Origin of the sequence: Tenacibaculum sp. (genome assembly GCF_048269885.1) — a bacterium.
Lineage (GTDB): Bacteria > Bacteroidota > Bacteroidia > Flavobacteriales > Flavobacteriaceae > Polaribacter.
Map to the genome: position 1 here is coordinate 1 of NZ_JBLWTZ010000025.1, position 26,263 is coordinate 26,263.

The 26,263-nt window shown below is 32.3% G+C and carries 28 protein-coding genes; 14 read left to right on the forward strand and 14 right to left on the reverse strand.

The features are described from left to right. A partial coding sequence (locus tag ACN0WY_RS15120) for an ABC transporter ATP-binding protein (RefSeq protein WP_417800897.1) occupies positions 1-725 on the reverse strand: 725 nt, incomplete at its 3' end. Between the two features lie 208 nt (positions 726-933). On the opposite strand from ACN0WY_RS15120, the gene ACN0WY_RS15125 reads away from it, so the two are divergent. The 5 genes from ACN0WY_RS15125 (at position 934) to ACN0WY_RS15145 (ending at position 5,264) form a co-directional block, all read left to right on the forward strand. After that, positions 934-1,728 carry a sensor histidine kinase gene (locus tag ACN0WY_RS15125; protein WP_417800898.1) on the forward strand — a complete coding sequence of 265 codons (795 nt, stop codon included), beginning with the start codon at positions 934-936 and terminating at the stop codon, positions 1,726-1,728. Continuing rightward, entirely contained in the window at positions 1,725-2,426 is a 702-nt protein-coding gene (locus ACN0WY_RS15130) for a LytR/AlgR family response regulator transcription factor (RefSeq protein ID WP_417800899.1), read from the forward strand. Before ACN0WY_RS15125 ends, ACN0WY_RS15130 begins: the two co-directional genes overlap by 4 nt. 140 nt (positions 2,427-2,566) lie before the next feature. Then, the gene (locus tag ACN0WY_RS15135) at positions 2,567-2,950 is read left to right on the forward strand and encodes a BlaI/MecI/CopY family transcriptional regulator (RefSeq protein ID WP_417800900.1); all 384 of its coding nucleotides are present in this window, start codon (positions 2,567-2,569) and stop codon (positions 2,948-2,950) included. Beyond that, positions 2,943-4,277 (forward strand): M23/M56 family metallopeptidase, encoded by a 1,335-nt coding sequence (locus ACN0WY_RS15140; protein WP_417800901.1) that lies wholly within the window; start codon positions 2,943-2,945, stop codon positions 4,275-4,277. Before ACN0WY_RS15135 ends, ACN0WY_RS15140 begins: the two co-directional genes overlap by 8 nt. A gap of 81 nt (positions 4,278-4,358) precedes the next feature. Beyond that, positions 4,359-5,264: a polysaccharide deacetylase family protein gene (locus tag ACN0WY_RS15145; protein ID WP_417800902.1), complete on the forward strand. Its 906-nt coding sequence runs from the start codon at positions 4,359-4,361 to the stop codon at positions 5,262-5,264. A gap of 71 nt (positions 5,265-5,335) precedes the next feature. Here ACN0WY_RS15145 and ACN0WY_RS15150 read toward each other — a convergent pair whose 3' ends face one another. The 7 genes from ACN0WY_RS15150 to ACN0WY_RS15180 all read right to left on the reverse strand — a co-directional run bounded on the left by ACN0WY_RS15150 (position 5,336) and on the right by ACN0WY_RS15180 (position 10,187). Then, positions 5,336-5,518, reverse strand: a complete 183-nt coding sequence (locus tag ACN0WY_RS15150) for a hypothetical protein (protein ID WP_330486723.1) — start codon at positions 5,516-5,518, stop codon at positions 5,336-5,338. Between the two features lie 395 nt (positions 5,519-5,913). Next, the gene (locus ACN0WY_RS15155; RefSeq protein WP_417800903.1) at positions 5,914-6,804 is read right to left on the reverse strand and encodes a pirin family protein; all 891 of its coding nucleotides are present in this window, start codon (positions 6,802-6,804) and stop codon (positions 5,914-5,916) included. A 68-nt stretch (positions 6,805-6,872) separates the two neighbouring features. Beyond that, positions 6,873-7,745, reverse strand: a complete 873-nt coding sequence (locus ACN0WY_RS15160) for a pirin family protein (RefSeq protein WP_417800904.1) — start codon at positions 7,743-7,745, stop codon at positions 6,873-6,875. Positions 7,746-7,767: 22 nt separating this feature from the next. Next, entirely contained in the window at positions 7,768-8,109 is a 342-nt protein-coding gene (locus tag ACN0WY_RS15165; RefSeq protein WP_417800905.1) for a hypothetical protein, read from the reverse strand. A 247-nt stretch (positions 8,110-8,356) separates the two neighbouring features. Continuing rightward, positions 8,357-8,956 (reverse strand): Crp/Fnr family transcriptional regulator, encoded by a 600-nt coding sequence (locus tag ACN0WY_RS15170; RefSeq protein WP_330486719.1) that lies wholly within the window; start codon positions 8,954-8,956, stop codon positions 8,357-8,359. 44 nt (positions 8,957-9,000) lie between these two features. After that, a complete protein-coding gene (locus tag ACN0WY_RS15175) occupies positions 9,001-9,555 on the reverse strand; it encodes a DUF4251 domain-containing protein (RefSeq protein WP_330486718.1) in 555 nt (184 codons plus the stop codon). Between the two features lie 80 nt (positions 9,556-9,635). Continuing rightward, a complete protein-coding gene (locus ACN0WY_RS15180; protein ID WP_417800906.1) occupies positions 9,636-10,187 on the reverse strand; it encodes a 1-acyl-sn-glycerol-3-phosphate acyltransferase in 552 nt (183 codons plus the stop codon). 105 nt (positions 10,188-10,292) lie between these two features. Between ACN0WY_RS15180 and rmuC the strand changes: the two genes are divergently transcribed. Next, positions 10,293-11,672: a DNA recombination protein RmuC gene (gene rmuC / locus ACN0WY_RS15185; protein ID WP_417800907.1), complete on the forward strand. Its 1,380-nt coding sequence runs from the start codon at positions 10,293-10,295 to the stop codon at positions 11,670-11,672. A gap of 60 nt (positions 11,673-11,732) precedes the next feature. Here rmuC and ACN0WY_RS15190 read toward each other — a convergent pair whose 3' ends face one another. Together ACN0WY_RS15190 and glyA are read right to left on the reverse strand one after the other, a co-directional pair. After that, positions 11,733-12,506, reverse strand: a complete 774-nt coding sequence (locus ACN0WY_RS15190) for a LamG domain-containing protein (protein WP_417800908.1) — start codon at positions 12,504-12,506, stop codon at positions 11,733-11,735. Positions 12,507-12,681: 175 nt separating this feature from the next. Then, a complete protein-coding gene (gene glyA, locus ACN0WY_RS15195) occupies positions 12,682-13,956 on the reverse strand; it encodes a serine hydroxymethyltransferase (protein ID WP_330486712.1) in 1,275 nt (424 codons plus the stop codon). A gap of 168 nt (positions 13,957-14,124) precedes the next feature. Between glyA and fahA the strand changes: the two genes are divergently transcribed. Next, on the forward strand, positions 14,125-15,402 hold the full coding sequence (gene fahA / locus ACN0WY_RS15200) for a fumarylacetoacetase (RefSeq protein WP_417800909.1): 1,278 nt from the start codon (positions 14,125-14,127) through the stop codon (positions 15,400-15,402). Positions 15,403-15,467: 65 nt separating this feature from the next. On the opposite strand, the gene ACN0WY_RS15205 is transcribed toward fahA, so the two are convergent. Continuing rightward, positions 15,468-17,024, reverse strand: a complete 1,557-nt coding sequence (locus ACN0WY_RS15205) for a DEAD/DEAH box helicase (protein WP_417800910.1) — start codon at positions 17,022-17,024, stop codon at positions 15,468-15,470. Positions 17,025-17,094: 70 nt separating this feature from the next. Then, positions 17,095-17,487 (reverse strand): bacillithiol system redox-active protein YtxJ, encoded by a 393-nt coding sequence (gene ytxJ / locus ACN0WY_RS15210; RefSeq protein ID WP_330486709.1) that lies wholly within the window; start codon positions 17,485-17,487, stop codon positions 17,095-17,097. A 155-nt stretch (positions 17,488-17,642) separates the two neighbouring features. Here ytxJ and clpB point away from each other — a divergent pair, with 155 nt between their 5' ends. Both clpB and ACN0WY_RS15220 read left to right on the forward strand, forming a co-directional pair. Further along, a complete protein-coding gene (gene clpB, locus ACN0WY_RS15215; protein WP_330486708.1) occupies positions 17,643-20,246 on the forward strand; it encodes an ATP-dependent chaperone ClpB in 2,604 nt (867 codons plus the stop codon). Positions 20,247-20,387: 141 nt separating this feature from the next. Next, on the forward strand, positions 20,388-20,816 hold the full coding sequence (locus ACN0WY_RS15220) for an Hsp20/alpha crystallin family protein (RefSeq protein WP_330486707.1): 429 nt from the start codon (positions 20,388-20,390) through the stop codon (positions 20,814-20,816). 100 nt (positions 20,817-20,916) lie between these two features. On the opposite strand, the gene ACN0WY_RS15225 is transcribed toward ACN0WY_RS15220, so the two are convergent. After that, entirely contained in the window at positions 20,917-21,645 is a 729-nt protein-coding gene (locus tag ACN0WY_RS15225) for a DUF6503 family protein (protein WP_417800911.1), read from the reverse strand. Positions 21,646-21,778: 133 nt separating this feature from the next. Next, positions 21,779-22,414 (reverse strand): OmpW/AlkL family protein, encoded by a 636-nt coding sequence (locus ACN0WY_RS15230; protein ID WP_330486705.1) that lies wholly within the window; start codon positions 22,412-22,414, stop codon positions 21,779-21,781. A gap of 121 nt (positions 22,415-22,535) precedes the next feature. Between ACN0WY_RS15230 and smpB the strand changes: the two genes are divergently transcribed. The 5 genes from smpB (at position 22,536) to ACN0WY_RS15255 (ending at position 26,186) form a co-directional block, all read left to right on the forward strand. Continuing rightward, positions 22,536-22,994 carry an SsrA-binding protein SmpB gene (gene smpB, locus ACN0WY_RS15235; RefSeq protein ID WP_330486704.1) on the forward strand — a complete coding sequence of 153 codons (459 nt, stop codon included), beginning with the start codon at positions 22,536-22,538 and terminating at the stop codon, positions 22,992-22,994. Then, positions 22,994-23,890: a hypothetical protein gene (locus ACN0WY_RS15240; protein ID WP_417800912.1), complete on the forward strand. Its 897-nt coding sequence runs from the start codon at positions 22,994-22,996 to the stop codon at positions 23,888-23,890. The genes smpB and ACN0WY_RS15240 overlap by 1 nt, the downstream gene beginning before the upstream one ends. Continuing rightward, positions 23,877-24,458, forward strand: a complete 582-nt coding sequence (locus ACN0WY_RS15245; protein WP_417800913.1) for a Maf-like protein — start codon at positions 23,877-23,879, stop codon at positions 24,456-24,458. The genes ACN0WY_RS15240 and ACN0WY_RS15245 overlap by 14 nt, the downstream gene beginning before the upstream one ends. Positions 24,459-24,512: 54 nt before the next feature. Continuing rightward, positions 24,513-25,463 (forward strand): transketolase family protein, encoded by a 951-nt coding sequence (locus ACN0WY_RS15250; RefSeq protein WP_330486701.1) that lies wholly within the window; start codon positions 24,513-24,515, stop codon positions 25,461-25,463. Positions 25,464-25,574: 111 nt separating this feature from the next. After that, entirely contained in the window at positions 25,575-26,186 is a 612-nt protein-coding gene (locus tag ACN0WY_RS15255) for a porin family protein (protein ID WP_417800914.1), read from the forward strand. Positions 26,187-26,263 lie beyond the last annotated feature (77 nt).

Genomic DNA, 26,263 nt, shown 5'->3' on the forward strand with positions numbered 1-26,263 from the left:
TACTGCTGTAACTCTTGCTTTTTAATTGTTTTTTGGTATACTTTTCCTTCTAAGTTTTCTATTAGTTTTAAAGGACTTCCTTTTAATACCACTTGTCCTTGATTGATGATGGCCATATTGGTACACAATTCTTTAACATCCTCTACAATATGTGTTGATAAAATAACAATTGTATTTTCACCAACTTCGCTTAACAAGTTGTAAAACCTGTTGCGTTCAGCAGGATCTAATCCCGCAGTAGGTTCATCAACTATAAGTAATTTAGGACTGTTAAGTAATGCCTGTGCAATCCCAAAACGTTGCTTCATTCCTCCCGAATAACCATCTAAATTTCGTTTTCTCGCTTCGTACAAATTTGTTTTGTGTAATAATGCTTTTACCAGTTCATCTCGCTCCTTTTTATTGGTTATTCCTTTTAATACTGCCAAATGATTTAATAAGGCTTCAGCAGATACTTTTGGATATACCCCAAACTGCTGTGGTAAATACCCCAGTACTCTTCTCACCGCATTCTTATTGTTTGTAACATTTAAATCATCAAGTACTACAGATCCTTCATCAGCATCTTGTAAAGTGGCAATGGTTCGCATTAAGGTTGATTTTCCTGCTCCGTTAGGACCTAGTAAACCAAACATTCCTTTGGGAATTTCTAACGATACATTTTGCAGTGCTTTTATACCATTTGCATAGGTTTTACTTAAATTTTTAATGGTTAAACTGTTCATTTTTTAATTGTTTAATTGATATTGAACAAACCTAGCCTTACCCTTTATACTATTAAAAGTTATGTGATGAACCTACAGTGCTATGTGATACAAATGGTACTGTAGGCTATAAAAGTATTTTATCACAGTTAACCACATTCTTGTCCCCACAAAAGCAATGTTTGTCAACTAATTTGTGAGGCGTATTTTATTTGACTAATATTGACTTATGAATTTTAGAATTACGGATAAAAAGAAGGCTATTATAAAGCGTGTTTATAGCATAGTTCTTGTCTTAACAGGAGTTATCATTGTTGTTTTTAATGATACTTTTGGTAAGTTAGAAGGCTTTATAGAATTTATAACGCTCTACTTTTTAGTGGTATTTTCCACTTTCTTTTATTGGTTGTTTAAACAAATAAAGTCCATTATTCGATTGAAAAATGAAAAAACGAAAACGGAATTGATGCATTTAAAAAGTCAAGTAAATCCTCATTTCTTTTTTAATACACTTAACAACCTTTATGGTTTGGTAGGTAAAGATGCTAAAAAAGCACAAGAGCTTATTTTAAAACTCTCCGATATGATGCGTTACAGTGTTTATGACGGTGAAAAAGATACGGTGTTACTCTCTGAAGAAGTAACGTATCTACAAAACTATATCGAACTTCATAAAATGCGTTATCATAAAGCTATTGATATACAATTCAATATTGATATCGTAGATAACGATCATAAAGTAATGCCCCTACTTTTTATTATTCTTTTAGAAAATGCCTTTAAACACGGTGTAGAAAACTTGAGAAAAAGCGCTTATGTACATTTGAGTTTAACAGCTCGTCAAAATGCGATACATTTTGAAATTGAGAATAATTTTGACGCTACAGAAGAAAGTCAAGAAGAAGGCATCGGTTTGCAAAACTTAAAACGAAGATTAGAGTTAGTGTATCCTAAAAATCATACATTGACGACTTCTAAAACTGATGATATTTATTTAGCTAAACTAACTATTACAAACCTATGATTAAGTACATTATTGTAGACGATGAGCATATTGCCCACGATATTATAAAAGGCTATTGCGATTTATTACCCACTATGGAGTTTAAAAAGCATTGTTATGACGCTATTGAAGCTTTAGCATATCTAAACAAACATCAAGTAGATTTAATTTTCCTCGACCTGAATATGCCTAAACTAAAAGGATTTGAGTTTTTAAAAACATTAACTTCTCCTCCTAAGGTAATCGTTACTACAGCCTACCAAGAATTTGCTCTTGAGGGTTACGAGCTTAACATAGTTGATTATTTACTTAAGCCCTTTGGTTTTGAACGCTTTTTAAAAGCGGTTAATAAAGTAATTGATACACCTCAAAATAGTCAAATACTAAGCATTCCTAAAAGCAATACTGAAAACACCAACAGTATTTTTCTTCGTAGCAATAAAAAGTATATTCAAGTTACACTTAATACCATTCAGTATATTGAAGCAGCAGGGAATTACACCAAAATAGTGACCACCAATAATACGGTTACTATAAGAGAAAAGATATCCGATGTATTACAATCTCTACCAGAAAGTGATTTTTTACAAGTGCATAAATCGTTTGCTGTAACTAAAAAATATATTCACAGTATTGAAGGTAATAGAATTTTGATAGGAGATCATGTGATTCCTATTGGAAAAATGTACAAAATGAATATCGATAAATTATTGAGCTAATTACCCATCCTACCCCTAACCTTCTCATTTTCAATAAGCAAAACAATCTTATAGTCACTTAACAAAACTTTAACGACTATAAAAATAGTTTTATTACTATAACTATAGTTGTAGTAATAAAATAATACTATATTTGCTGCATGAATGAACTTACAAAAGCTGAAGAACAAATAATGCAATATGTATGGAAGCTCAACAAAGCTTTCTTAAAAGATATTGTAGAGCAATTTCCTGAACCCAAACCTGCCTATACTACCATATCAACAGTAGTACGTGTTTTGGTAAAAAAGGGGTTTCTCAATTTCGAAACCTTTGGTAAAGTACGACAATACTCACCTACTATTAGTAAAGAACAGTATTTTAAAAAGCATTTTAAAAATGTAATTGGTAGTTTTTTTAGTGGCTCTAAAAGCAAATTTGCTCTGTTTTTTACAGAAAATGAAGATTTTAACTTAACCGAATTAGAAGAAATTAAGAGTCTTATTGAAGATAAAATAGAAACCTTAAAAGAAAAAAATGACTAGTTTTTTAATTTATCTCATTCAAAGCAGTCTGGTATTTTCTTGCTTATACCTGCTTTATATTATTATAGGTAGCCGGGTAACGTTTCATCAAACAAACCGATTCTTATTACTCTTACTACCTGTGGTAGCTTTGTTAGCTCCGCTATCTTACTTGCTAATGTTGGAAGCGCCATCAACCATCATACAAATTCCTCAATTCAATGAATTTGTCGCAAATAGCGAGACTGTCTTAGTAGATACTATTGAAGAAACAAGTACACAAACCTATAATTTTAAAACCATCCTTTTCGGTTTATATCTACTAGGTTGTTCATTGGTATTTTTACGTATGCTACATTCTATTTGGTTACTTTTTCAATTAAAACAGCAATCAAAAGTTACACATAACGGTAATGCTCAATTAATACGCACCAATCATCACAGTACTTTTTCTTTCTTTAATTGGATATTCATTTCTAAACATGTAAATCCTTCAGAAAATAGATTAATCATAGCACACGAAAAAGCACATGTAGCATTAAAGCACTCGATAGATGTGCTACTTGCTGAAATCTATATAGTATTCTTTTGGTTTAATCCGTTAGTATATATGTATCGAAAATCGTTGAAATCGATACACGAATACCAAGCAGATAGTTGGGTATTAAATGGAGCTACTAAAACATCTAACTACTTAGCAGTTCTTTTACAAAACATCGAAAAAGAAACAGCAACTTCAAATAGCTTGTACAGCTATTTTAATCAATCCGTAATCAAAAAGCGAATAGATATGATCACAAAGAAGCCTACGGCTAAGGTGTACAAATTCACCTACTCAGTATTCATTATGGGTACTGTAAGTTTGTGTTTGGCATTTACGAAGCCAAACACAACTGAAAAATTGGTACCTGGTACTACTCCGCAATTAGCTAAGGAGTTGGTACTTGACCCTCCCACTCTTTTTCCTGTGCAAGGGAAAAGTAAAAAGGACATCAGTAGCTCTTATGGGAAGAGAAGAAATCAATTAAAAAATGGAAAAAAAATGATGCATAACGGTATTGACATCAAAGCACCAATAGGAACACCTATTGTTGCGACTGCCGATGGTGTTATTGCCAAAGCAGCTGACCAAAACAAATGGGGAAACCTAATTGTAATTGAGCATAGCGATGGGTACCAAACCTGGTATGCACACTTGCAAAAGTTCAACGTTACCAAAAACCAAGCTGTTAAAAAAGGAGATGTTATTGGGTATGTTGGTAATACTGGTGCATCTTTAGGTGCGCACTTACATTACGAAGTACATTATAAAGAAGCACAGGTTAATCCTATAAACTTCATTAAATAATAATGTATAACTAAAGCATTTCTCCCATAAAACTAATGGGAGAATTTTGTTTGATAACCTTTCCAGAATAAGAATAACACAATGATTAAAAACATATTACGAATTATACTACTATCTGTTTTTTTCTATAGCTCTATATACGCACAGTCTATCAGTTTTACTTTCGATGATGGTACTTTAGGTGACAGACCTGGCTATTCTTTTGAAAAATGGAACGCTCTATTGCTTCAAAAACTAAAAGACAACAATGTAAAAGCTACCTTATTTGTTACAGGGAGAGGTAAAGACAGTGAACGAGGAAAATATTTATTAGAATCTTGGAATAATGACGGACACAGTATTGCCAACCACACGTATACACATCCTAATTACAATAATCCTAAAGTAACTTTTGAACAGTTTAAAAATGAATTGCTAAAAAATGATAGCCTGATTAAACAGTATTCTAATTATCAAAAATATTTTCGATTTCCATATCTTAAGGAAGGCAATACCAAAGAAAAAGTTGAAGCTTTTCGCAAGTTCTTAACAGAACAACATTATAAAAACGGATACGTAACTATTGATGCTTCTGATTGGTATATTGACAGTCGTTTAATCAAAAAGTTACGTACTGATCCTTTGTTCAATATAGATAAATTCAGAAAATTTTACCTTGAACATCTATGGAGTCGCGCTCAATTTTATGAAAAGTTGGCTTTTGAACTTACAGGGCGACATGTTAAGCACAACTTATTGCTTCATCATAACCTTGCCGCTGCCTTATTTATAGATGATGTAATTCAACTATTTAAAGAAAAAGGTTGGAAAGTACTTTCTGCACAAGAAGCATATACTGATCCTATTTATACGCAAATTCCTAATAATGCAGGAGAGAGTTTGATATATGCGTTAGCTAAAGATTCTAAAAAATACGAAGGTAAATTGCGTTATCCTGCTGAAGATAGCAGGTATGAAAAGCAAAAAATGGATGATTTAGGCTTGTGATAAAACACAAAAAACTGCTTAAGAAAAATACTTAAGCAGTTTTAAATTAAAAATCGTTCATTGAAGAAAGATTAACAAATATAGTTCATGGTAGTAGGTTGATAACAACATACTTTTACACCGTCTTGGTAAATGTACGAACCATCTCCTCCACACTCTTTAGGGAAAGGAAAAGGGCCTCCTCCTTTGATGTTTTTTAATGTTGTTTTTGTTAATTCTTGAGATCCTTCTACGTTTAAAATCACTTTTTTCATTATAAAGTTTTTTGGGGTTAAAAATATTATTTCACGTCCCTAAAATAATCTTTAAAAAAAAGGTTTGCCACTAAAAAACCTTACTTTTGGTAAGGAAAAACCATACTTTTAATCAGACTTTGTCTTCCTCACAATCCTTGCTATTTTTTTTCTGGAAGCAACCAAATAAAAGCAACCACCAAATAACACAATAGCGCACTCCAAGTGAACCTATAAGCAATGGTATAGTTGCTAAATACAGTAGAAAAGAAGCCTACTCTTTTAATTCATTATAGCACATAGCTGGGATAACGTATTATTATCTTCAGGACATTTTTTATAAGATAAAATAGACCATCACATTCATTGATAAAACAACACACAGGCAAGGTTTTCACAGGCTTCTATCCAACTATTCATTTCCTTCCAAAACGTCGTTGCTCTGGCAAGGGAATGCGTGCTGTTTCGTTTGGTACAGCAGGAAATTTATGACTCTTCCAGTCTTCCTTCGCTTGCGCTATCAATTCTTTATTAGAAGATACAAAGTTCCACTCTATAAAACGTTCTTCATTAAATGGTTCTCCTCCAAAAATGTATATGGTTGAATTGGCAGCAATTTCAAAACTACACAAGGTACTATCTTTTGCTACCAATAACTGTTTGGATTCATAAGTATGTTCCTCACTAGTAATACTTCCTTCTAAAATATACAAAGCACTTTCACCAAACAAATACTCTCCAATAGTGATTGTTTGTGTTTTACTCGACTTAATTTCTATAAAAAATAATGGACTATATACTGGAACAGGCGATTGTTTACCAAAGGCTTTTCCTGCAATGAGCTTAAACTGTACTCCATCGTCTTCCCAACTAGGAATCTCATCCGCAGAAACGTGTGCAAAAGAAGGCTCACATTGCTCTTCTTCCAAAGGTAAGGCTACCCATATTTGTAACCCATGAAGCTTTTTAGTTGACTTCCTTAACCGTTCAGGAGTTCGTTCAGTATGTACTGCACCTTTTCCTGCTGTCATCCAGTTTACAGCTCCTGGAGTTATTTCTATTTCAGTACCTATACTATCCCGGTGTATAATAGCACCTTCAAACAAAAAGGTAAGTGTAGATATGCCTATATGAGGATGCATTGCTACATCTAAATTATCTTTCTCACTCATTTTTACAGGCCCCATATGATCAATAAAAATAAAAGGACCTACCATGCGCTTTTGTCTAAATGGCAATAAACGACCTACCATAAAATTACCAATATTAGCTGCTCGCTCTTCAATTATGAGTTTCGTATTAGACATTTGATATGCTTAAAATATTATTTAAAAAAAAGCAACTCTAAATAAAGAGCTGCTTTCTAAAGTTATTGTTAATCTTCTAAATAACCAAACTTTCCCGTGTTGAAGTCTTGGAATGCTTCTATCAATTCTTGTTTCGTATTCATTACAAAAGGACCATGTGCGGCAATGGGTTCGTTTAAAGGCTCCCCGCTTAACACTAAAATTACCGCATCGTCTAAAGCTTCTAAAGTAAATGTATCTCCATCATTTTTAAACAATGCAAAGTAATCTTCTAAAACATTATTTGATTCATTCACCTTAACACTCCCTTCAATTGATAATATAGCAGTCGTATAATTTTCTGGAAAAGTTAACGATGTTGTCACTCCTTTTTTTAACTTCACATTAAACATATTAATTGGTGAAAATGTTGATGCAGGTCCTTTGTTTCCTTCGTATGCTCCCGCAATCACTTCTATTTCTCCTCCACCATCTGCTAATGAAATTTTAGCCATTTCTGCATTTGCTATTGCCTGATATTTTGGCGGACTCATTTTATCCTTAGCGGGTAAATTTACCCATAACTGTACCATTTGAAACTCGCCTCCTGTTTTGCTCCATTCAGTTTCGTGAAACTCTTTGTGTAAAACTCCTGAAGCAGCCGTCATCCATTGCACATCACCTTCGCCAATAATTCCTCCACCTCCAGCACTATCTCCGTGTTCAACACGCCCTTTATAGGCTATCGTTACCGTTTCAAATCCTCTATGTGGGTGCACTCCTACTCCTTTGGGTTTATCCGTTGGTGGAAAATTGTATTTCGAATTATAATCCAACATAATAAACGGATCCATTCGCTGCATTGTTGATGTTCCTGGTATAAAATTATGAACTCTAAATCCATCTCCTACAAAGTGTGGAGTTCCCGGTTTTACTATTTTTTCTATACTTCTTGTTTTCATTTTAAAAATCCTTTTTTAATTCTTATAAACTACTGGCTAATTCAATATCAAATGAATTGTCTATATAACTACACTGTAATTGAGGTTTGTTTTTAGACCAATACCCCTTTTTTACATTTTCAGCAAGAGTAGACTCGCTACCAAACTCTACTAAGACTGTATTGGGAAACAGCACAGTAATAATTTTTTGTAATTTACTTTTATCTATTTCATTGGTTTCTTTTGAAACAGCTATGACCTTATATGCTTGCTGGTATAATTTTTCAATGGCTGTTTCGACATTAGGAACCGTTGAAACTTGCCAATTTAGAATTTTAGGCATTGCTGTGTTTGTGGTTACAACTAATGATTTTAAATGTCTCATAATAACTCCTTTTTTACCCATTAAATAGGGGTAATTACTCGATGGTTAACATCGAAATGAATTCAGTTTATTTTTTCTGAAATATTGAGTGAGTGGTACTCTACTTTTTATTTCACTGTAAAATTACGACAACTAAAAAAGGGATGCATTGACCTATGGTAAGAACCATTTATGATTGATGATTGATATTTCATTTTTTGAATTTTAAAGTCTGAAAAAAAATACTTTATAATTCTTAATTCAAAAATCAATTATTTGGTTTGAAGTTTTCTTCAGCTAGTGCTTTGCGAACGCGACTCAAACTTTCTGGGGTAATTCCTAAGTAAGAAGCAATCATCCATTGCGGAACTCGTAACATAATGTCTGGGTACATCTTTACAAAATCTAAATACCTTCTTTTTGCTGAGGCTCCTAGTAGTTGACTAATACGTTGGTATAATTGACGAATATGCTTTTGTAATAACTGCTCGTTTTTCCTTCTAAAATCTGTATTTATTTCTGATACATTGTTTATAAAACTTTCGTCTAACATTACAACAAACGTATCTTCAACAGCGTCTATATAATATGTGGAAGGTTGTTGAAAATAAACACTTCCCCTATCACTTACAATCCAATTTTCAGTAGCAAATTGTAAAATATTTTCTTTTCCTTCTTCATTTAAGGCATATAAACGTAACAAACCTTTTTCTACAAAAAAGAAATGAGCACACACATCTCCTTCTTTTAATAAAAAATCACCTTTAGAAACGTTTTTTATAATAATTAATGGTTGAATTAAAAGGAAGTCAGCTTCTGAAAGCCCTCCTTTTTCAATAAGATACTTTTTAAAGTTAGGTAACTCCATACATCATTTTAAGAGCTACTAAAAATACGTTTTTATCTATAATTTTACTTTTCTTCTGAAATTTTAAGTACTTTACCTCTGTATCTAATTGAGTTTTTTTGCGAGCTGTTTACATAAATAGTACTTGATAAGCTAGGGTATACTCTAACTATTACATTATAATTTTCAGTCGTTGTATTTTTGTCTTTTATCTTAAAACTAATTTTGTAACTATTCTCTTTGTCTTCAGACACAACTAAATTTTTAGGAACTCCTTCAAATTCAATTCCAATATCTGTACCTCCATAAGAACCTCCCATTTGTCGTTCTCCAAAATAAGGTAAATAGGCAGCTACAGTATCTTTTTTCATTCTGAAAAAATTACGATTTCCTACTAAATTAATGTTTCCTACATTACTTCCTATAGGCAACAAACCAGCATTAGCTATTTGTGTCATTGCATTTGTAACCATAGGTTCTGCCCATTCAGCTTCTACCTCAAAGGACTTACTTTCTATAAGAGCTTTTAAATTATCTATCTCTGCTTGAGTTGCATTTTTAGAAGAGGCACAACTAAGCAGAATAAAAACCATACTAATTAAATAAACCAACCTTTTCATACCTTACTGTTTTTAAACCTTTTACAAGGTACTTAAATCTCGTAAAAATTTCAAGTAAATAAGAGTATTTAACGTTTGTTTTACTCTTTATCTGGTACTGAGAACAACTCTGGTTTTGCTCCTTTAATAGCTCTATAAAAATCATAAAAATGATTCATATCAGCATTCATGTCATCTGTTAAGTAGTAAGGAGGAGCAATGATAATTTGTTTGTTTTCAAAATCGAAAGCAAACATTACCACAGGCACATTGGCTCCTTTAGCGATGTAATAAAATCCGGTTTTCCATGAGGTTACTTTGGCACGAGTACCCTCAGGAGATAACGCCAACCGAAATTCATCATGCTGATTAAATACCGAAACAATCGCATCTACTTTATTCGTGCTTTTACTTCTATCAACAGGAGCGCCCCCTAATGCTTTAAAAATAAAACCAAAAGGAGGCTTGAATAACGATGCTTTACCTATAAAGTTGACTCTTACACCAATAGTATTCCTCGCTAAAATAGCAATCGGAAAGTCTTTCCAGCTCGTATGAGGAGCTCCAATAACAACGTATTTTTTTAAGTCTCTTGGAAAATCTCCAACGACCTTCCAGCCTAAAACTTTGTGAAATATAAATTTAGATATCATTTACTAGGTATAAAGGTCAATGATACGGTTTTCCTTACAAAAATCAAATAATTTTAACCTATCTTGTCCTATATTTGTTCACTTAATAACCTTTTATTTATTCTAATGAATACCACTCTTTTACTTATTTTAATTGCTATTAGCGCCTTACTAATTGGATTTGTTATAGGGAACTTACTCTCTAAATTAAAATTCAAACAACAAACATCTGATTTGGAAAAAGAGATTGTAACCCTACAAAACCATCAAGCTAATTTTGAAATTCAGAAAAGAGAAAAAGAGGCCACTTTTTCTGAACAAAAAGAAGACTTTCTAAAGCGGTTAGATGAAAAAACGAAAGAAAATAGTGAGCTACGTCGTGAAAAGGAGTTTTCTTCTATTGAATTGGCTAGAAAAAATGAAGAATTGAAAAATTTACAGTTAAAACTTCAAGAGAATAAAGAAGAAGTAGAAAAACTACAAGATAAGTTCACCAAAGAGTTTGAAAACTTAGCAAACAAAATTCTAGATGAGAAATCGAACAAGTTTACTGAGCAAAACAAGAAAAACATAAAGGATATTTTAAATCCGCTTCAAGAAAAAATTCAAACCTTTGAAAAGAAGGTTGAAGACACTCAAAAAGAAAGCATTTCAATGCATTCTGCTTTAAAAGAGCAATTATTAGGGTTAAAAGAGTTAAATGCTCAAATGAGCAAGGAAACATTAAACCTAACCAAAGCTTTAAAAGGTGATAGTAAAACCCAAGGAAATTGGGGGGAATTAGTCTTAGAACGTGTCTTAGAAAAATCTGGTTTAGAAAAAGACAGAGAGTACTTTGTACAACAATCTTTTACCAACGATGAAGGTAAACGTATCATGCCCGATGTTGTGATTCACTTACCTGACAATAAAAAAATGGTGGTTGATTCTAAAGTGTCTTTAACAGCTTATGAACAATACGTAAATAGTGAAGACGATATTGTAAAAGAGCGTTTTGCTAAAGAACATGTAAACTCATTAAAGCGACATGTTGAGCAACTTTCAGAAAAAAAATACGAAGATATTTATAAGATTGAGTCTCCAGACTTCGTACTGCTTTTTGTACCAATTGAACCTGCTTTTGCGGTAGCCTTAAATGAAGACAATACTTTATACAATAAAGCTTTTGAAAGAAATATTGTGATTGTTACTCCAACTACTTTATTAGCAACCTTACGTACTATTGACACGATGTGGAATAACGAAAAGCAACAACGCAATGCTTTGGAAATAGCACGACAAGCGGGTGCTTTGTATGATAAATTTCAAGGATTGTTAACAGACTTGGTTAATATAGGTAAGAAAATAGACGGTACCAAAGCCGATTATGCCGCAGCCATGAATAAGTTGGTAGAAGGTCGTGGAAACTTAATTACCAGTGTAGAAAAATTAAAGAAAATGGGAGCGAAAGCTAAAAAAGCACTTCCAGAAAAAATTCTCGAACGAGCTCAAGATAATGATGAATAAAAAACAGGTACTCTAAATTAGAGTACCTGTTTTTTTTAACCTTTTCTTTTTTGCTCTTTTTTATTGATTTTTCAAAATACTTATTTCCTGAGGTGTAAGAGCTTTCTTTAATAAGATTAATTCGTCTATTGAGCCTATAAAGTTGTTAAGACCAGAAATGGCACATGGTGAATGCCCTACTTTAAACTTAGCAGTATTATCTATGCTCACAATTCCATTAGGAAGACTCCATGGAGTACTTACTTTTTCTTCTCCATTTACATAGATAGTCGTTTTTCTAGTAGAATTATCTTTTATGATTACCACATGAGTCCATTCAGTTGGGTTCACATTTTCTAAATCAGCTGTTGCAGAGCCATTTAAATCTGTCATAACGTTGTCTGATCTCATTTCAACAGTTAATTCATTCGAACCTTTTTTATATGCTACTTGAATAAAGTCTCCTTTTTTACAAGCTTCTCTTTTAGATAAAATAGTAAAAACAGCATCATGCAAGTTGGTAGGAACCTTGAACCAAAAACTCATAGAAAAGGATTCGTTTTTAAAAGGAATAGCTGCAGGAAAACTAATTTCTGCTGAAGCTGTTGTACTTTTATAAGCACTAGAGTTGTTTCCTTTTCTGTCTTGAGTAGCATCAAAATCTTTTACAATTCCATCATACGAGTTTTTGTTATCGTTTGCTGAACCATTGAAAGGATAATAAGCCATTAGATTGTTGTCCTTTAATAAATTTTCAAAAGGAGTAACTTCTTTAACAGGTAAATTTTCTTCATCTTTTGAGCAAGCTCCAATAAGTACGCTTACACACACTAAAACTGTGTAAATTTTTTTCATTTTTTTATTGTTTAAATTAACTAAGTCGAATGTAGTTTACGACCTCTTAAAAAACAAAATGACTTTGTGAGCGGTAGAAAAAACTTTATAAAGAATAAAAACAAAACTGAGTTAGGTATATAAAAAAAGGTTGTCTTGAAAGACAACCTTTTTTTTATATAAGGACATTGTTATATTACATAATAAACAAGCGTCTGTTATGCATTAAATCATATACCTTCTCTCCTACAGCTTCTAATACTTCATCTTTCTCAGCATTCATTAATGCTTCATCAATTAAGTCTACAATTACCTGCATATCTTCTTCTTTTAAACCACGTGTAGTAACTGCAGCAGTACCAACACGAATACCAGAAGTAACAAATGGTGATTCAGTATCAAACGGAACCATGTTTTTATTTACCGTAATTTCTGCCTTTCCTAAGGCTTCTTCAGCAGCTTTTCCAGTAATTTTTTTGTTACGTAAATCGATTAACATACAATGGTTGTCTGTACCTCCAGAAATAATTTCGTATCCTTTTGCTACAAATGCTTTGGCCATTGCTTGTGCATTTTCTTTTACTTGAATTTGATATTCTAAGAACTCATCTGTCAATGCTTCACCAAAAGCAACTGCTTTAGCCGCAATAACGTGTTCTAATGGTCCACCTTGATTTCCTGGGAAAACCGCAGAATTAATCAATGTAGACATTTTTTTTAATTTTCCTGATTTTAATTTCAATCCAAATGGATTTTCAAAATCTTTTCCAATCATAATCATTCCTCCACGAGGTCCACGCAAGGTTTTGTGAGTTGTTGTGGTAACAATATGACAATGTGGTAATGGATCAGATAAAATTCCTTTTGCAATTAATCCGGCTGGATGTGAGATATCAGCCATTAAAATAGCGCCAACACTATCTGCAACCTCTCTAAACTTCTTAAAGTCAATATCACGAGAATACGCAGAAGCACCTGCAATAATTAATTTAGGTTTATGTTCTTTAGCCTGCTTTTCTAAATGATCATAATCAATATATCCAGTTTCTTTAACTACACCATAAAATACAGGGTTGTATAATTTTCCTGAAAAGTTTACTGGTGATCCATGAGTTAAATGACCTCCGTGAGATAAATCAAATCCTAAAATAGTATCACCTGGTTGTAAACAAGCAGCAAAAACTGCTGTGTTTGCCTGACTTCCAGAGTGTGGTTGTACGTTTACATACTCCGCTCCAAATAATTCTTTAGCTCTATCAATCGCAATTTGCTCAACGATATCTACTATTTCACACCCTCCGTAATAACGTTTACCTGGGTATCCTTCAGCATATTTATTGGTTAAAACTGATCCTTGAGCTTCCATTACTTGGTCGCTTACAAAATTTTCAGAAGCAATCAACTCTAAACCGTTTAGCTGACGTTCTTTTTCTTCTTGAATTAAATCAAATATTTGATGATCTTTTTGCATGTTGTGTGTTGTTACATAAAGTAGCCAAAAGTACTAATTTTATTATTCAATTTAAATGGATTTTACAAGAAGTATCTACAAAAATACTTTCACATTTTTTTTACTCATCTTTTTGGGGTAAATTGAAAAAAATATGTAGGTTTGATGAAAATATAACAAAAACGATAAATGGAAATAACTGCTAATAACCCGAATAGAAAATCTTGGTTAACTGTAGCTGAAAACTCAGATTTCCCTATTCAAAACATACCTTTTGGGGTTTTTCTAACTAAAGATGATATCATAACGATTGGTACAAGAATTGGTGATTATGCGATTGATTTAGGTGCCTTACATCAATTAGGATATTTTGATGGAATTCCGTTAACAGATGATATCTTTTTACAAGATACCTTAAATGATTTTATTGCAGACGGACGTAAAACATGGCGTTTAGTTCGTAATAGAATTGCTGATATTTTTGATGTAAAAAATAGTAAACTAAGAGATAATGCTGAGCACAAAGACAAGATCATCTTTAGAATGGATGAAGTTGAAATGCAACTTCCTGTCGCTGTAGGAGATTATACCGATTTTTATGCCAGTAAAGAACACGCAACGAATGTAGGAAGCTTATTTAGAGATCCTGAAAATGCCTTATTCCCAAACTGGTTACAAATACCTATTGGTTACCACGGAAGAAGTTCTTCTATCGTACCTTCAGGAACTCCAATTCGTCGTCCTGTAGGACAACAACGTCCTAACGAAGGTGATACCACACCTAACTTTGGTCCTTCAAAATTATTAGATTTTGAATTAGAAATGGCTTTTATTACTACGGTTGCCAACGACTTAGGGGATAGAATTCCTATTGAAGAAGCTGAAGATTACATCTTCGGATTGGTATTGTTTAACGACTGGTCTGCTCGTGATATTCAAGCTTGGGAATACGTTCCTTTAGGTCCTTTTTTAGGGAAAAATTTTGCGTCGACAATTTCTCCTTGGATTGTTACTTTAGATGCACTAGAGCCTTTTAGAGTAGCTAATCCTAAGCAAGTATACGAACCTCTACCTTATTTAAAGAAAGAAGGGAAAGACAGTTACGATATTAATTTACAAATGGCTATTCAACCAGAAGGGAAAGAAGAAACTGTAGTGTGTAATTCTAACTTTAAGTACATGTATTGGACTATGGTGCAACAATTAACACACCATACAGTAAATGGATGTCCTGTAAATGCTGGTGACATGATGGGTAGTGGTACGATTTCTGGTCCCACACAAGACAGCTTTGGATCAATGTTAGAATTAACTTGGAGAGGTCAAAATCCCGTTAAATTAAACGACGGTAGCGAACGTAAATTTATAAATGATAACGATACAGTTATTATGCGTGGTTATTGTAAAAATGAAAAAGTTCGTATTGGTTTCGGTGAATGCTCAGGTAAAATTTTACCCGCTAAATAAATACTTGTTATCAAAATATAGGTATAAAAAATCCAGTTCAAAAGAACTGGATTTTTATTTTATTTTTATTCCTCCTCTGGTGGTGGATGTCCGTGAATTTGCTCGTACACTTCATCAAAATTACTTCGCAAATAACTATTTAATTTTTTGCGATAGTCATCTTGTAACCAATCAATAAAATTATGAGTACTTTTTGAAATACATTTAGAGTATCTAAAAATTCGATCGTCAATATCTCCTCCCAACATTTTTGCTAATATCAGTGCGTCAAAAACATCTTCACTATTTTCAACACACATTTTAGCATGGTGCTCTATTGATTTTTCTAACACTCTTTTTGAAGACTCTCCTCCTTGAATAGTATCTCTGTATACTTTTTTAACATCGAAATACAGGTCTTCAGAATTGGAAAACTCTGCTTTAACATCTGCAGGTAATTCATATTTAAAGTCGCTTTCTATTTCTTCGTCAGATAATAAATTATCTAAGTAGAAATTCGGTGCTCTAAACATTTTTTGCCAGTCTAAATCGGCTCCCCAAGGTCCAAAACGATGGAAATTGTTCCCTAGATCGATTACATTAAATTCCGATTTTCCGGGTAAAATACGTGACCCACGACCAATCATCTGATAATACAATGTTAACGATTTTGTTGCTCTATTTAAAATAATCGACTGTACAGAGGGTTCATCAAATCCAGTTGTTAAAATACTTACCGAAGTAATGATTGCATTAGGTGTTTTATGAAACCATTTTAAGATAAAATCACGTTCCTTTTTAGTGTTTGTGTTATCTAAATGTGCTATTGGATATCCTGCCCTTTTAAACGTATCATACACATGTAGTGATGTATTAATACCATTATTAAAAATGAGTGTTTTTGTTCCTTTAGCTCGTTCTTCATAAGCTTGTAAAAGCTTAGAAAGCATGTCTGTGTTGGTATATAAATCTTCAGATGACTTTACGGTATAATCACCATTAGCCCCAACTTCTAACGATGTTAATCCTACGTTGTAAGAATAAATATTGGCTTTTGCTAAATATTCGTTTTGAATTAAAGCCCCTATACTTTCCCCATCAATAAGTTCATCGTAATTATCCTTCATAGGAAGTTTAATATTTGAACTTAAAGGAGTGGCGGTTACACCTAATATAAAAGACCTATCAAAGAACTTAAATAATTTAGTAAAAGAATTGTAATGTGCCTCATCAATAATTACTAAACCTACATCTGAAATATCTAACATATCGTCATTTAAACGATTGTTTAAGGTTTCTACCATAGCTACAAAGCAATCAAACTCATCTTGATCGTCTAAACTTGCTTTACTATCTATAATTTTATTTACAACACCAAACTCTTTAAGCATTTTCGCTGTTTGCTTACACAATTCTATTCGGTGTGTCATTATCAATACTTTCTTTTGATAATGTTTCAAGTATTGACGTGTAATTTCAGAGAAAATAACGGTCTTTCCTCCTCCTGTAGGTAATTGATAAAGTAAATGGTAATTTTCGGGGGCATTCTCAAAACTTTTGAAAATTTTGTGCAATGCTTCTTTTTGATAATCGTATAGATTTTTTCCTTTCTTTGGTTGTGAAGTTGCTGTTTCGTTACTCAAATCTCTATAATTTTGAAATATGCAAAAATACGAGGTATTTAAGGAAATCCCATTAAAAATGGCATCTTTTTTAGAATTTTTTCAAATCAATACGAGCAATATCATAATGAGAAGCATGTGAAATTACTTCTCCATTTTTAACTACCAACAACTGAGGAGATTGATGTAAAACCTGAAATGTATACCCTATTTCATTTGAAATATCTCTGTAACTAAGCAAGTCTAGATAATAGACTTTAAAATCTTTTAATTCCTCATCAAAACTGTTTACAAAACGCTTTATTACCATACTACTTATACCACACCTAGTTGAATGTTTAAAAATAGCTACAGGTTCTTTATTTGATATTTTTTTTAGTTCCTCTAGCTGTTCTAACGATGTTAAAGGAATCCAGTTTATAAACGATGCTGCTCCTTCATTATTTCTATTTTTTCTTCCAAAAATAGTATTTAATACTCCCATAAAATTCTTATTTTAATAACATATTTGTTCTTAATCACCTCTACACCAGTCAAAAAGACATAAAAAAACCATTTATACAGACAAAATGTCTTTTATTTCTAAAAAAAAGCAATTGGTACTGATTTTGACTTTCATAGAGAAAAATAAAAAACGATATGAATTTTAACAATTATACAATAAAATCACAAGAAACCATACAGCAAGCGCAACAATTGGCGCAAAGCTATGGTAACAACTTAATAGAAAATGAACATATTTTCAAAGCCTTATTTTTAGTCGATGAAAATGTGCTTCCTTTCATTTTAAAGAAACTTAATATTAATGTTAAGGTTATACAGCAAGTAGTAGATAAACAATTGGAGAGTTTTTCTAAAGTCACTGGTGCTGATTTAATGCTTTCTCGTGAAGCTAACAAAACATTAAATGAAGCAGCCATCATCGCCAAAAAGATGAACGATGAGTACGTATCTATTGAACACCTAATTTTAGCTATTTTTAAGTCTAAAAGCCAAATAGCCCAAGTATTAAAAGATCAAGGAGTTACTGAAAAGAGTTTAAAGGCCGCAATTGACGAGCTTCGTAAAGGAAACCGCGTTACCTCACAAAGTGCTGAAGAAACCTATAATTCTTTAAGTAAATATGCTAAAAACTTAAATCAATTAGCACAAGACGGAAAACTAGACCCTGTAATTGGTCGTGATGAAGAAATTAGACGTTTATTACAAATTTTATCACGTAGAACTAAGAACAACCCTATTTTAGTGGGAGAACCGGGTACTGGTAAAACAGCTATTGCAGAAGGCTTAGCACACCGAATTATTCGAGGTGATGTTCCTGAAAACTTAAAGGATAAACAAATTTTTTCTTTAGACATGGGAGCGTTAATTGCAGGTGCTAAATACAAAGGTGAATTTGAAGAGCGCTTAAAATCTGTTGTAAAAGAAGTTACAAAATCTGAGGGAGACATCGTATTGTTTATTGATGAAATCCACACTTTAGTAGGTGCTGGAGGGGGACAAGGTGCAATGGATGCTGCGAATATTTTAAAACCAGCCTTAGCACGTGGAGAATTGAGAGCTATTGGAGCTACTACCCTAGATGAATATCAAAAGTACTTTGAAAAAGACAAAGCTTTAGAACGTCGTTTTCAAAAAGTTATGGTAGATGAACCGGATACTGAAAGTGCTATTTCTATTTTACGTGGTATTAAAGACAAATACGAAACACACCATAAAGTGCGTATAAAAGACGAAGCTATTATTGGAGCTGTAGAATTATCACAACGTTACATTACTAATCGTTTTTTACCTGATAAAGCGATTGACTTAATGGATGAAGCTGCTTCTAAATTACGCATGGAAATCAATTCTAAACCAGAAGAATTAGATGTGCTAGATCGTAAAATAATGCAATTAGAGATTGAAATTGAAGCCATTAAACGTGAAAATGATGAAACTAAGTTAAAATCATTAAATGCTGATTTAGCAAACTTAAAAGAAGATCGTAATGAAATCAATGCCAAATGGCAGTCTGAAAAAAGTGTTGTAGATACTATTCAGAATTTAAAAACGGATATTGAAAATTACAAGCATGAAGCTGAGAAAGCTGAACGTAATGGCGACTATGGAAAAGTAGCTGAATTGCGTTATGGTAAAATTAAAGAAGCACAAGAAGCGCTTGACAAACAACAAGAAGTTTTAGCCAATCAACAAGAAAATTCTTTAATTAAAGAAGAAGTAACCTACGACGATATTGCCGAAGTTGTAGCTAAATGGACTGGGGTTCCTGTTACTAAAATGTTACAATCAGAACGTGAAAAACTCTTACTATTAGAAGACGAATTACACAAACGTGTTGTTGGTCAGGAAGAGGCAATAGAAGCCGTTTCTGATGCGGTACGCCGTTCGAGATCTGGACTACAAAATCCTAACAAGCCTATCGGATCTTTCTTGTTCTTAGGTACAACAGGGGTTGGTAAAACAGAGTTGGCAAAAGCTTTAGCTGAGTATTTATTTGATGATGAAAATGCCATGACACGTATTGATATGAGTGAATATCAAGAGCGCCATTCTGTAAGCAGACTGGTTGGAGCACCTCCAGGATATGTTGGTTACGATGAAGGCGGACAGTTAACAGAAGCCGTTAGAAGAAAACCCTACTCAGTTGTACTGTTAGATGAGATTGAAAAAGCACATCCTGACACCTTTAATATCTTATTACAAGTACTAGATGAAGGTAGGTTAACCGATAACAAAGGGCGTGTTGCTGATTTTAAAAATACCATAATTATCATGACCTCTAATATGGGAAGCCATATTATTCAAGAGAAGTTTGATAATATGAAAGGAGATATCCATACCACTATGGATTTAGCAAAAACAGAAGTGTTAGGTTTATTAAAACAATCTGTAAGACCGGAGTTTCTGAACAGAATTGACGATATTATTATGTTCACTCCATTATCAGAGGCTAACATTAAAGAAATTGTAAAATTACAATTGAATAGTGTTAAAAAGATGATTGCGCAACAAAACATAACTTTTGATGCTACCGATGAAGCTATTGCTTACTTAGCGATAAAAGGATACCAACCAGAATTTGGTGCGCGCCCTGTAAAACGTGTGATTCAAAAAGAGGTTTTAAATCAATTATCCAAAGAAATTTTATCAGGAAGAATAACTACTGATAGCATTATTTTACTAGATGCATTTGATGATAGACTAGTGTTTAGAAATCAATCTGATTTAATTGACGAATAAGAACGCATAAATAATTGTAAATCAATAATTAAAGTGTCATTTTTTCATGTAAACAGTGAAAAAATGACACTTTTTTAAATTGGTATTTTTTTTGAATGGTTGTTATAAAAGATTAATGTTTAACTAAAAAAATGCAATGTTATGTTATTAAAAAGTACTGATTTTCCAGCCTTACCAAATGTTTTTAATGATTTTTTTAGAGATTGGTCAACCGCAAATTTCTCAGAGACAAACACGACGCTACCAGCTGTAAATATTAAAGAAAATGAAAATGAGTTTACCGTTGATGTAGCCGTTCCTGGAATGAATAAAGAAGATTTTCAAGTAAATCTTGAAAATGATGTTTTAACCATTTCATCAGAAAAACAAGAGACTACAAAAGAAACAAACGATCGCTATACACGAAAAGAGTATAGTTATAAATCGTTTAAAAGAAGTTTTACCTTACCTAAAGGTATTGTTGATAGTGAAAAAATTAAAGCTAGTTATAAAAATGGTGAGCTAAAAATTAACCTTCCAAAATTAGAAGCCGTAAAACCCAAACCTGCGAAACTAATTACGGTTGAATAACCTTAAACCTATAACTGCTTATTCTAGTTAAAAAAGAATAAAAACCCGAGAATTCATACAAGAATTCTCGGGTTTTTATATCCTTCAGTCAATAATTTGACTAAAAAGCACTGACATGTATATCTTCTAAAACGATTTCAGACAGTTTTTTTAGGCTACCTTCTTCGTATAAGCTATCAATTGCATAAAAATCGATATCTGTATCCAAAGGCTTGTAATTGTTATAATCTACAAAACGAATTCCATCAACGATTTTTTCTTGTTTTACATCTCTAAAACGTACTCCTCCTCCATTTGTATGGTACTTATACGCTACATAATCTAATTGAAAGTTATCTTTAGCAAACCAATAAATAAACACATCGTCAAAGTCTTCTCCTCCCCCCTCTTCTGTGAAAGTTATCCTAACTTTATAGTATTCCTTTCCTTTAATTACAACTGACTCTAACAACTTTTTTTGAACTGCTTTATCGTTCAACCCCAAAGGTAATACAGAAAAATAGTGAACCGAGTTTACCGAATTACTGTAGCGGTTTTTATCCTTTTCTGTTAACTCAACTAAGCGATCATTTACAAAACGCTTAAAACTATCATTTGATAGGATGTCTTGTATTTTTGTAGAATCATTGTGTATAACTCTTACTAGTTCAAAAGTTCCATTTTTTCTGGTTGCTTTATAATTGTTTTTTCTGAAGTTGAAAGAAATTGTAGCATTTTCTATTTCATTTAATTTAGCATAGTCAATTGACTTATCTATTATTTCTTGAGCCGTAAACTTAGGTTTGCATGAAACAACTAATAAAAGTAGTAAAATGTATAAATATCGCATAAATTTTGGTTTGAGTTCATTTTTAATGTAACAAATTTAGGAGTATTCAAGAACTTAAGTTGTTAAGTTTAACACAAAAAAAATAGAGCTATATAACAATAGCTCTATTTAAAGAGGGATTATAAAGTATTGATTAAAACCTCATACCTATACCAAAACCAATAAGCAACGGATTGATATCAACTTCAGCTGGTACAGTTGCTACACCTGCATTTACAGATACATCTGTACTTAGTCCTATATATTTAGCATCTACATTTAAAAACCATGTATCGTCTAAGTCGTAATCAAATCCTAATTGAAAAGCATATCCAAAACCATTCTCATAAGTTACATCTACGACCGCTCCTGGGTCTGCATTGTAAAAAATAGTATAGTTAACACCCGCCCCAACATAAGGCTTAAAATCACTTATATTAAAATGGTATTGTAGCGTTAATGTTGGAGGTAACAACCAAACATCTCCTAAGTTTACATTTCCTAACCCCGTATTTACCGCTTTTACATCATGGTTTGTAGTTCCTAAAATTAATTCAGCAGCAATATTTTCAGTAAAGTAGTAGGTAAAATCCAATTCTGGAATAAAACTTTTGCTTATTTCTACATCTCCTCCAATAGTACCAATTGTTGCAGATTCATTTGGTAAAACACTTACCCATCTAAAACGTGCTTGCCACTTTTTAAAGTCGTTTGTTTTAGAGGCTTCTTGTGCATTTACACTGCTAAAAAACAATGTTCCTAATACCATACTTAATATAATTTTTTTCATGACTATAAGTTTAAATTTTAAGCAAAATTACATCCCACTCTTCCCTAAAAACATGACTTAAATCATAGCTTAATAATTTTATTTAACAACTTAAAATTATGGTTATATTTGTGACTTATTTATGCAAAAAAAGATTAACATACAGAACAAAAAAGCTCGTTTTGAATACGAGATACTTGATAAATATACAGCAGGAATTCAACTTACGGGTACTGAAATAAAATCGATACGACAAAGTAAGGCTCGAATTACCGAGAGTTTTTGTGAGTTTAATGATAAAGGGGAACTTTTTGTTGTAAATATGTACATCGAAGAATACGCCTTTGGTCATCATTATAATCACAAACCTAAAAGTGAGCGTCGTTTATTGCTGAACAAACGGGAATTGAAAAAACTTGAAAAAGAAGTTGAAGCCAAAGGTAGTACCATTGTACCGTTACGATTATTTATTAATGAAAACGGTTGGGCAAAATTAGATATTGCTTTGGCTAAAGGAAAGAAAACTCATGATAAAAGACAAAGCATTAAAGACCGTGATAATAAACGAGATTTAGCCAGGGTTAAAAAGGCTTATAATTAATGAATGATACTTTTTTAAATATCATACAGTGGAAGAAAATTGTATATTTTATTTTTATTCTATTCTTATTCAAATTTTCTTTTTTACACGGTTATGGTTTTAAAACAACTCTTTCCTTTCTTGACCTAAGTTTGCTATCCATTTCAAGTGCTTTCTTACTCGCTGCTGGTTATTTGACTAGTTTTTTCTTTAGAAATTCTCAAAAGAAAACAAAACTTCCTTTACAAAAAGTAAAAAAACTGGCTATTTATTTAACCTTGGTAGGCGTTGTTGTTGGATTGTGCTTATCTATAAAAGTGAACAAAGCTTGGTACGGACTCATATTTATAGTATGTCCCATAATTGTATACCTCTATTCTAAAAATAATACCCAAAAAACTTTTTTTAGCAATATTGTTACCTCATTTCTAAAACCTTTTGCTTTATTAACTCTTTGGTGGTTTGATTTTCCCCTTAATTTATCTATTGAACAATGGGAATTGTTTTACAACCTTCAACTAATTACCATAGCATATGTAATTATCTCTTTTCTAAGTAATATTGTAATGGAGATTATTATTGATATAACTAACGTAAATCAAGACAACCTTAACAAGCAAAATACATTACCCGTTTTATTGGGTAGAAAAAGAGCAAAAGACATCGCTTTAATGCTGTCTATTATAGGTAGTTTGTTTGTCTTTTCAATAGCTGTTGCCTTTATTAAAAATAAATTTATCTTTTCAACTATTATGTTATTAGGTACCATTCCTGAACTACATTTTATCTATCGATTAATGTTAGCTTCTGAAGCTAAGGACTATCAGCGTTTACGTAACCTTAGTTATGTAAATTTCTTTTTAGCCCTTTTAAGTATCCCTATCATAGCTTATTATATTAAATATGTTATCTACTAAACTGTCAAAATACTCTATTATTCTCGCTTCAAACTCTCCTAGAAGACAAGAACTTATAAAAAGCTTAGATATTCCTTTTACAATTAAAACAAAAGATGTTGAGGAAATTTATCCTGAGGAATTAAATCATACTGAAATAACTGATTTTTTAGCTGACTTAAAAGCTTCTCCATTCAAAGAAGAATTACGAGAGAATGAGTTATTAATAACATCAGATACTATTGTATGGATAAACAATGAGGCCTTAGGAAAACCTAAAAATTATGATGAAGCATTTCAAATGCTTAAAAAACTTTCCAATACCACACACGAAGTTGTCACCTCGATATGCATTACTAATAAATCATTTCAAACAACCGTAAATGATATTACGATTGTTCATTTTAGAAAACTTTTAGACGATGAAATTGATTACTACCTAACAACGTACAAACCATTTGATAAAGCAGGAGCTTATGGTATTCAAGAATGGATAGGTAAAATAGGAATTGCTAAAATTGAAGGAAGCTATTTTAACGTTATGGGCTTTCCTATTCATAAACTTTACAAAGAATTATCAAAATTGTAGCTTTACATCTATATAAAAGATTATTTTTGACGCGTATTTACACAACACAAACTGATGAAAAAATATACTTACACAGAAAAAAAAGATACCCGATCTGGGTTTGGTGATGGTTTAACAGAATTAGGCCAAAAAAATCCTAATGTTGTAGCCCTATGTGCAGATTTAACGGGTTCATTAAAAATGAATGAATTTGCTGAAAACCATCCTGAGCGTTTTTATCAAGTAGGAATTGCTGAGGCCAATATGATAGGAATTGCTGCTGGGTTAACTATTGGTGGAAAAATTCCTTTTACAGGTACATTCGCTAACTTTTCAACTGGTAGAGTTTATGATCAAATTCGTCAATCAGTTGCTTATTCTGATAAAAATGTAAAAATTTGTGCTTCACACGCAGGATTAACTTTAGGGGAAGATGGAGCTACTCATCAAATTTTAGAAGATATTGGACTAATGAAAATGTTGCCTGGTATGACTGTAATAAATACTTGTGATTACAGTCAAACTAAAGCTGCAACTTTAGCGATTGCAGAATATGAAGGACCTGTATATTTACGTTTTGGGCGCCCAAAAGTACCTGTATTTATGACCGATCAGCCTTTTAAAATAGGAAAAGCAATTCAACTTACTGAAGGTACCGATGTTACCATTGTTGCTACTGGTCATTTAGTATGGGAAGCTTTACAGGCTGCTGAACAGTTAGAAGCAAAAGGTGTTTCTGCCGAAGTTATAAACATTCATACAATTAAACCTTTAGATGAAGAAGCGATTTTAAAATCTGTAGCAAAAACAAAATGTATCGTTACAGCTGAAGAACATAACAAATATGGAGGATTAGGAGAAAGTGTGGCTCGTTGCTTAGCGACTCATACACCGACTCCACAAGAATTTGTTGCTGTAAATGACAGCTTTGGAGAATCTGCGACTCCTGATGAATTGATGAAAAAATATGGTTTAAATGATGAAGCCATAGTAACAGCAGTTGAAAAAGTTATTTCTAGAAAATAAAAATATAGATCCTCAAACAATAAATGCATCACTTTTCAGGTTTAAGGTGATGTATTTTTTTATGTAAAAAGTAAAATTTAACCCAATTTATAACAGTGTAAATTAATAACAATGAAAAAAGCAATTTTTATCTTATGCCTTCTAATTGGAGGTTCTCAATTAGCACAAAGCCAAATACAAGGTGGTATTAAAGGTGGTATCAATTACAATTCAGATTCTTTTTCTGACGTAAAAGACGACGTTTTTAATGGAGCAAAAAGTAAAACAGGTTTTCATGCTGGTGCATGGTTACGTATAAAATTACCTGCTACTGGTTTGTACATTAGACCAGAATTGGTATATACACAATTAAGTAACGAAGTTTCGTATGAACCTACAGGTTTTTCTGCTAAAACAACTACTTATGATATCCAAAAAATTGACATCCCTGTTTTATTAGGATTAAACTTTTTAAAAGTAGGACACGTTTTTGCAGGACCTTCTTTTCAGTACATTTTAGATTCTGATTTTGATATTGAAGATCTTAAACAAGTAAATTCGGATGGTTTTTCTGTTGGTTTACAGTTAGGAGCTGGTGTTGAGCTTGGTAAATTAGGTTTAGATGTACGTTGGGAAAGAGCCTTATCGGATACAGAAGCAGAGTTTGTAGATTCTAATGTAGGGAATGTAAATTTTGACACGCGTGTAAACCAAATTATTGTAGGTTTATCATATAGATTCTAAAACCCTTTTAAGTTTTAAACATAAAAAAACCGAAGTTTTAGACTTCGGTTTTTTTATTATTTATTTTTTTCGAATAG

Bases quoted from the DNA above. Each gene is read 5' to 3' on its own strand.
- ACN0WY_RS15125 (WP_417800898.1), top strand. From the start codon at position 934: ATGAATTTTAGAATTACGGATAAAAAGAAGGCTATTATAAAGCGTGTT.
- ACN0WY_RS15130 (WP_417800899.1), top strand. From the start codon at position 1,725: ATGATTAAGTACATTATTGTAGACGATGAGCATATTGCCCACGATATT.
- ACN0WY_RS15135 (WP_417800900.1), top strand. From the start codon at position 2,567: ATGAATGAACTTACAAAAGCTGAAGAACAAATAATGCAATATGTATGG.
- ACN0WY_RS15140 (WP_417800901.1), top strand. From the start codon at position 2,943: ATGACTAGTTTTTTAATTTATCTCATTCAAAGCAGTCTGGTATTTTCT.
- ACN0WY_RS15145 (WP_417800902.1), top strand. From the start codon at position 4,359: ATGATTAAAAACATATTACGAATTATACTACTATCTGTTTTTTTCTAT.
- ACN0WY_RS15150 (WP_330486723.1), bottom strand. From the start codon at position 5,518: ATGAAAAAAGTGATTTTAAACGTAGAAGGATCTCAAGAATTAACAAAA.
- ACN0WY_RS15155 (WP_417800903.1), bottom strand. From the start codon at position 6,804: ATGTCTAATACGAAACTCATAATTGAAGAGCGAGCAGCTAATATTGGT.
- ACN0WY_RS15160 (WP_417800904.1), bottom strand. From the start codon at position 7,745: ATGAAAACAAGAAGTATAGAAAAAATAGTAAAACCGGGAACTCCACAC.
- ACN0WY_RS15165 (WP_417800905.1), bottom strand. From the start codon at position 8,109: ATGAGACATTTAAAATCATTAGTTGTAACCACAAACACAGCAATGCCT.
- ACN0WY_RS15170 (WP_330486719.1), bottom strand. From the start codon at position 8,956: ATGGAGTTACCTAACTTTAAAAAGTATCTTATTGAAAAAGGAGGGCTT.
- ACN0WY_RS15175 (WP_330486718.1), bottom strand. From the start codon at position 9,555: ATGAAAAGGTTGGTTTATTTAATTAGTATGGTTTTTATTCTGCTTAGT.
- ACN0WY_RS15180 (WP_417800906.1), bottom strand. From the start codon at position 10,187: ATGATATCTAAATTTATATTTCACAAAGTTTTAGGCTGGAAGGTCGTT.
- rmuC (WP_417800907.1), top strand. From the start codon at position 10,293: ATGAATACCACTCTTTTACTTATTTTAATTGCTATTAGCGCCTTACTA.
- ACN0WY_RS15190 (WP_417800908.1), bottom strand. From the start codon at position 12,506: ATGAAAAAAATTTACACAGTTTTAGTGTGTGTAAGCGTACTTATTGGA.
- glyA (WP_330486712.1), bottom strand. From the start codon at position 13,956: ATGCAAAAAGATCATCAAATATTTGATTTAATTCAAGAAGAAAAAGAA.
- fahA (WP_417800909.1), top strand. From the start codon at position 14,125: ATGGAAATAACTGCTAATAACCCGAATAGAAAATCTTGGTTAACTGTA.
- ytxJ (WP_330486709.1), bottom strand. From the start codon at position 17,487: ATGGGAGTATTAAATACTATTTTTGGAAGAAAAAATAGAAATAATGAA.
- clpB (WP_330486708.1), top strand. From the start codon at position 17,643: ATGAATTTTAACAATTATACAATAAAATCACAAGAAACCATACAGCAA.
- ACN0WY_RS15220 (WP_330486707.1), top strand. From the start codon at position 20,388: ATGTTATTAAAAAGTACTGATTTTCCAGCCTTACCAAATGTTTTTAAT.
- ACN0WY_RS15225 (WP_417800911.1), bottom strand. From the start codon at position 21,645: ATGCGATATTTATACATTTTACTACTTTTATTAGTTGTTTCATGCAAA.
- ACN0WY_RS15230 (WP_330486705.1), bottom strand. From the start codon at position 22,414: ATGAAAAAAATTATATTAAGTATGGTATTAGGAACATTGTTTTTTAGC.
- smpB (WP_330486704.1), top strand. From the start codon at position 22,536: ATGCAAAAAAAGATTAACATACAGAACAAAAAAGCTCGTTTTGAATAC.
- ACN0WY_RS15240 (WP_417800912.1), top strand. From the start codon at position 22,994: ATGAATGATACTTTTTTAAATATCATACAGTGGAAGAAAATTGTATAT.
- ACN0WY_RS15245 (WP_417800913.1), top strand. From the start codon at position 23,877: ATGTTATCTACTAAACTGTCAAAATACTCTATTATTCTCGCTTCAAAC.
- ACN0WY_RS15250 (WP_330486701.1), top strand. From the start codon at position 24,513: ATGAAAAAATATACTTACACAGAAAAAAAAGATACCCGATCTGGGTTT.
- ACN0WY_RS15255 (WP_417800914.1), top strand. From the start codon at position 25,575: ATGAAAAAAGCAATTTTTATCTTATGCCTTCTAATTGGAGGTTCTCAA.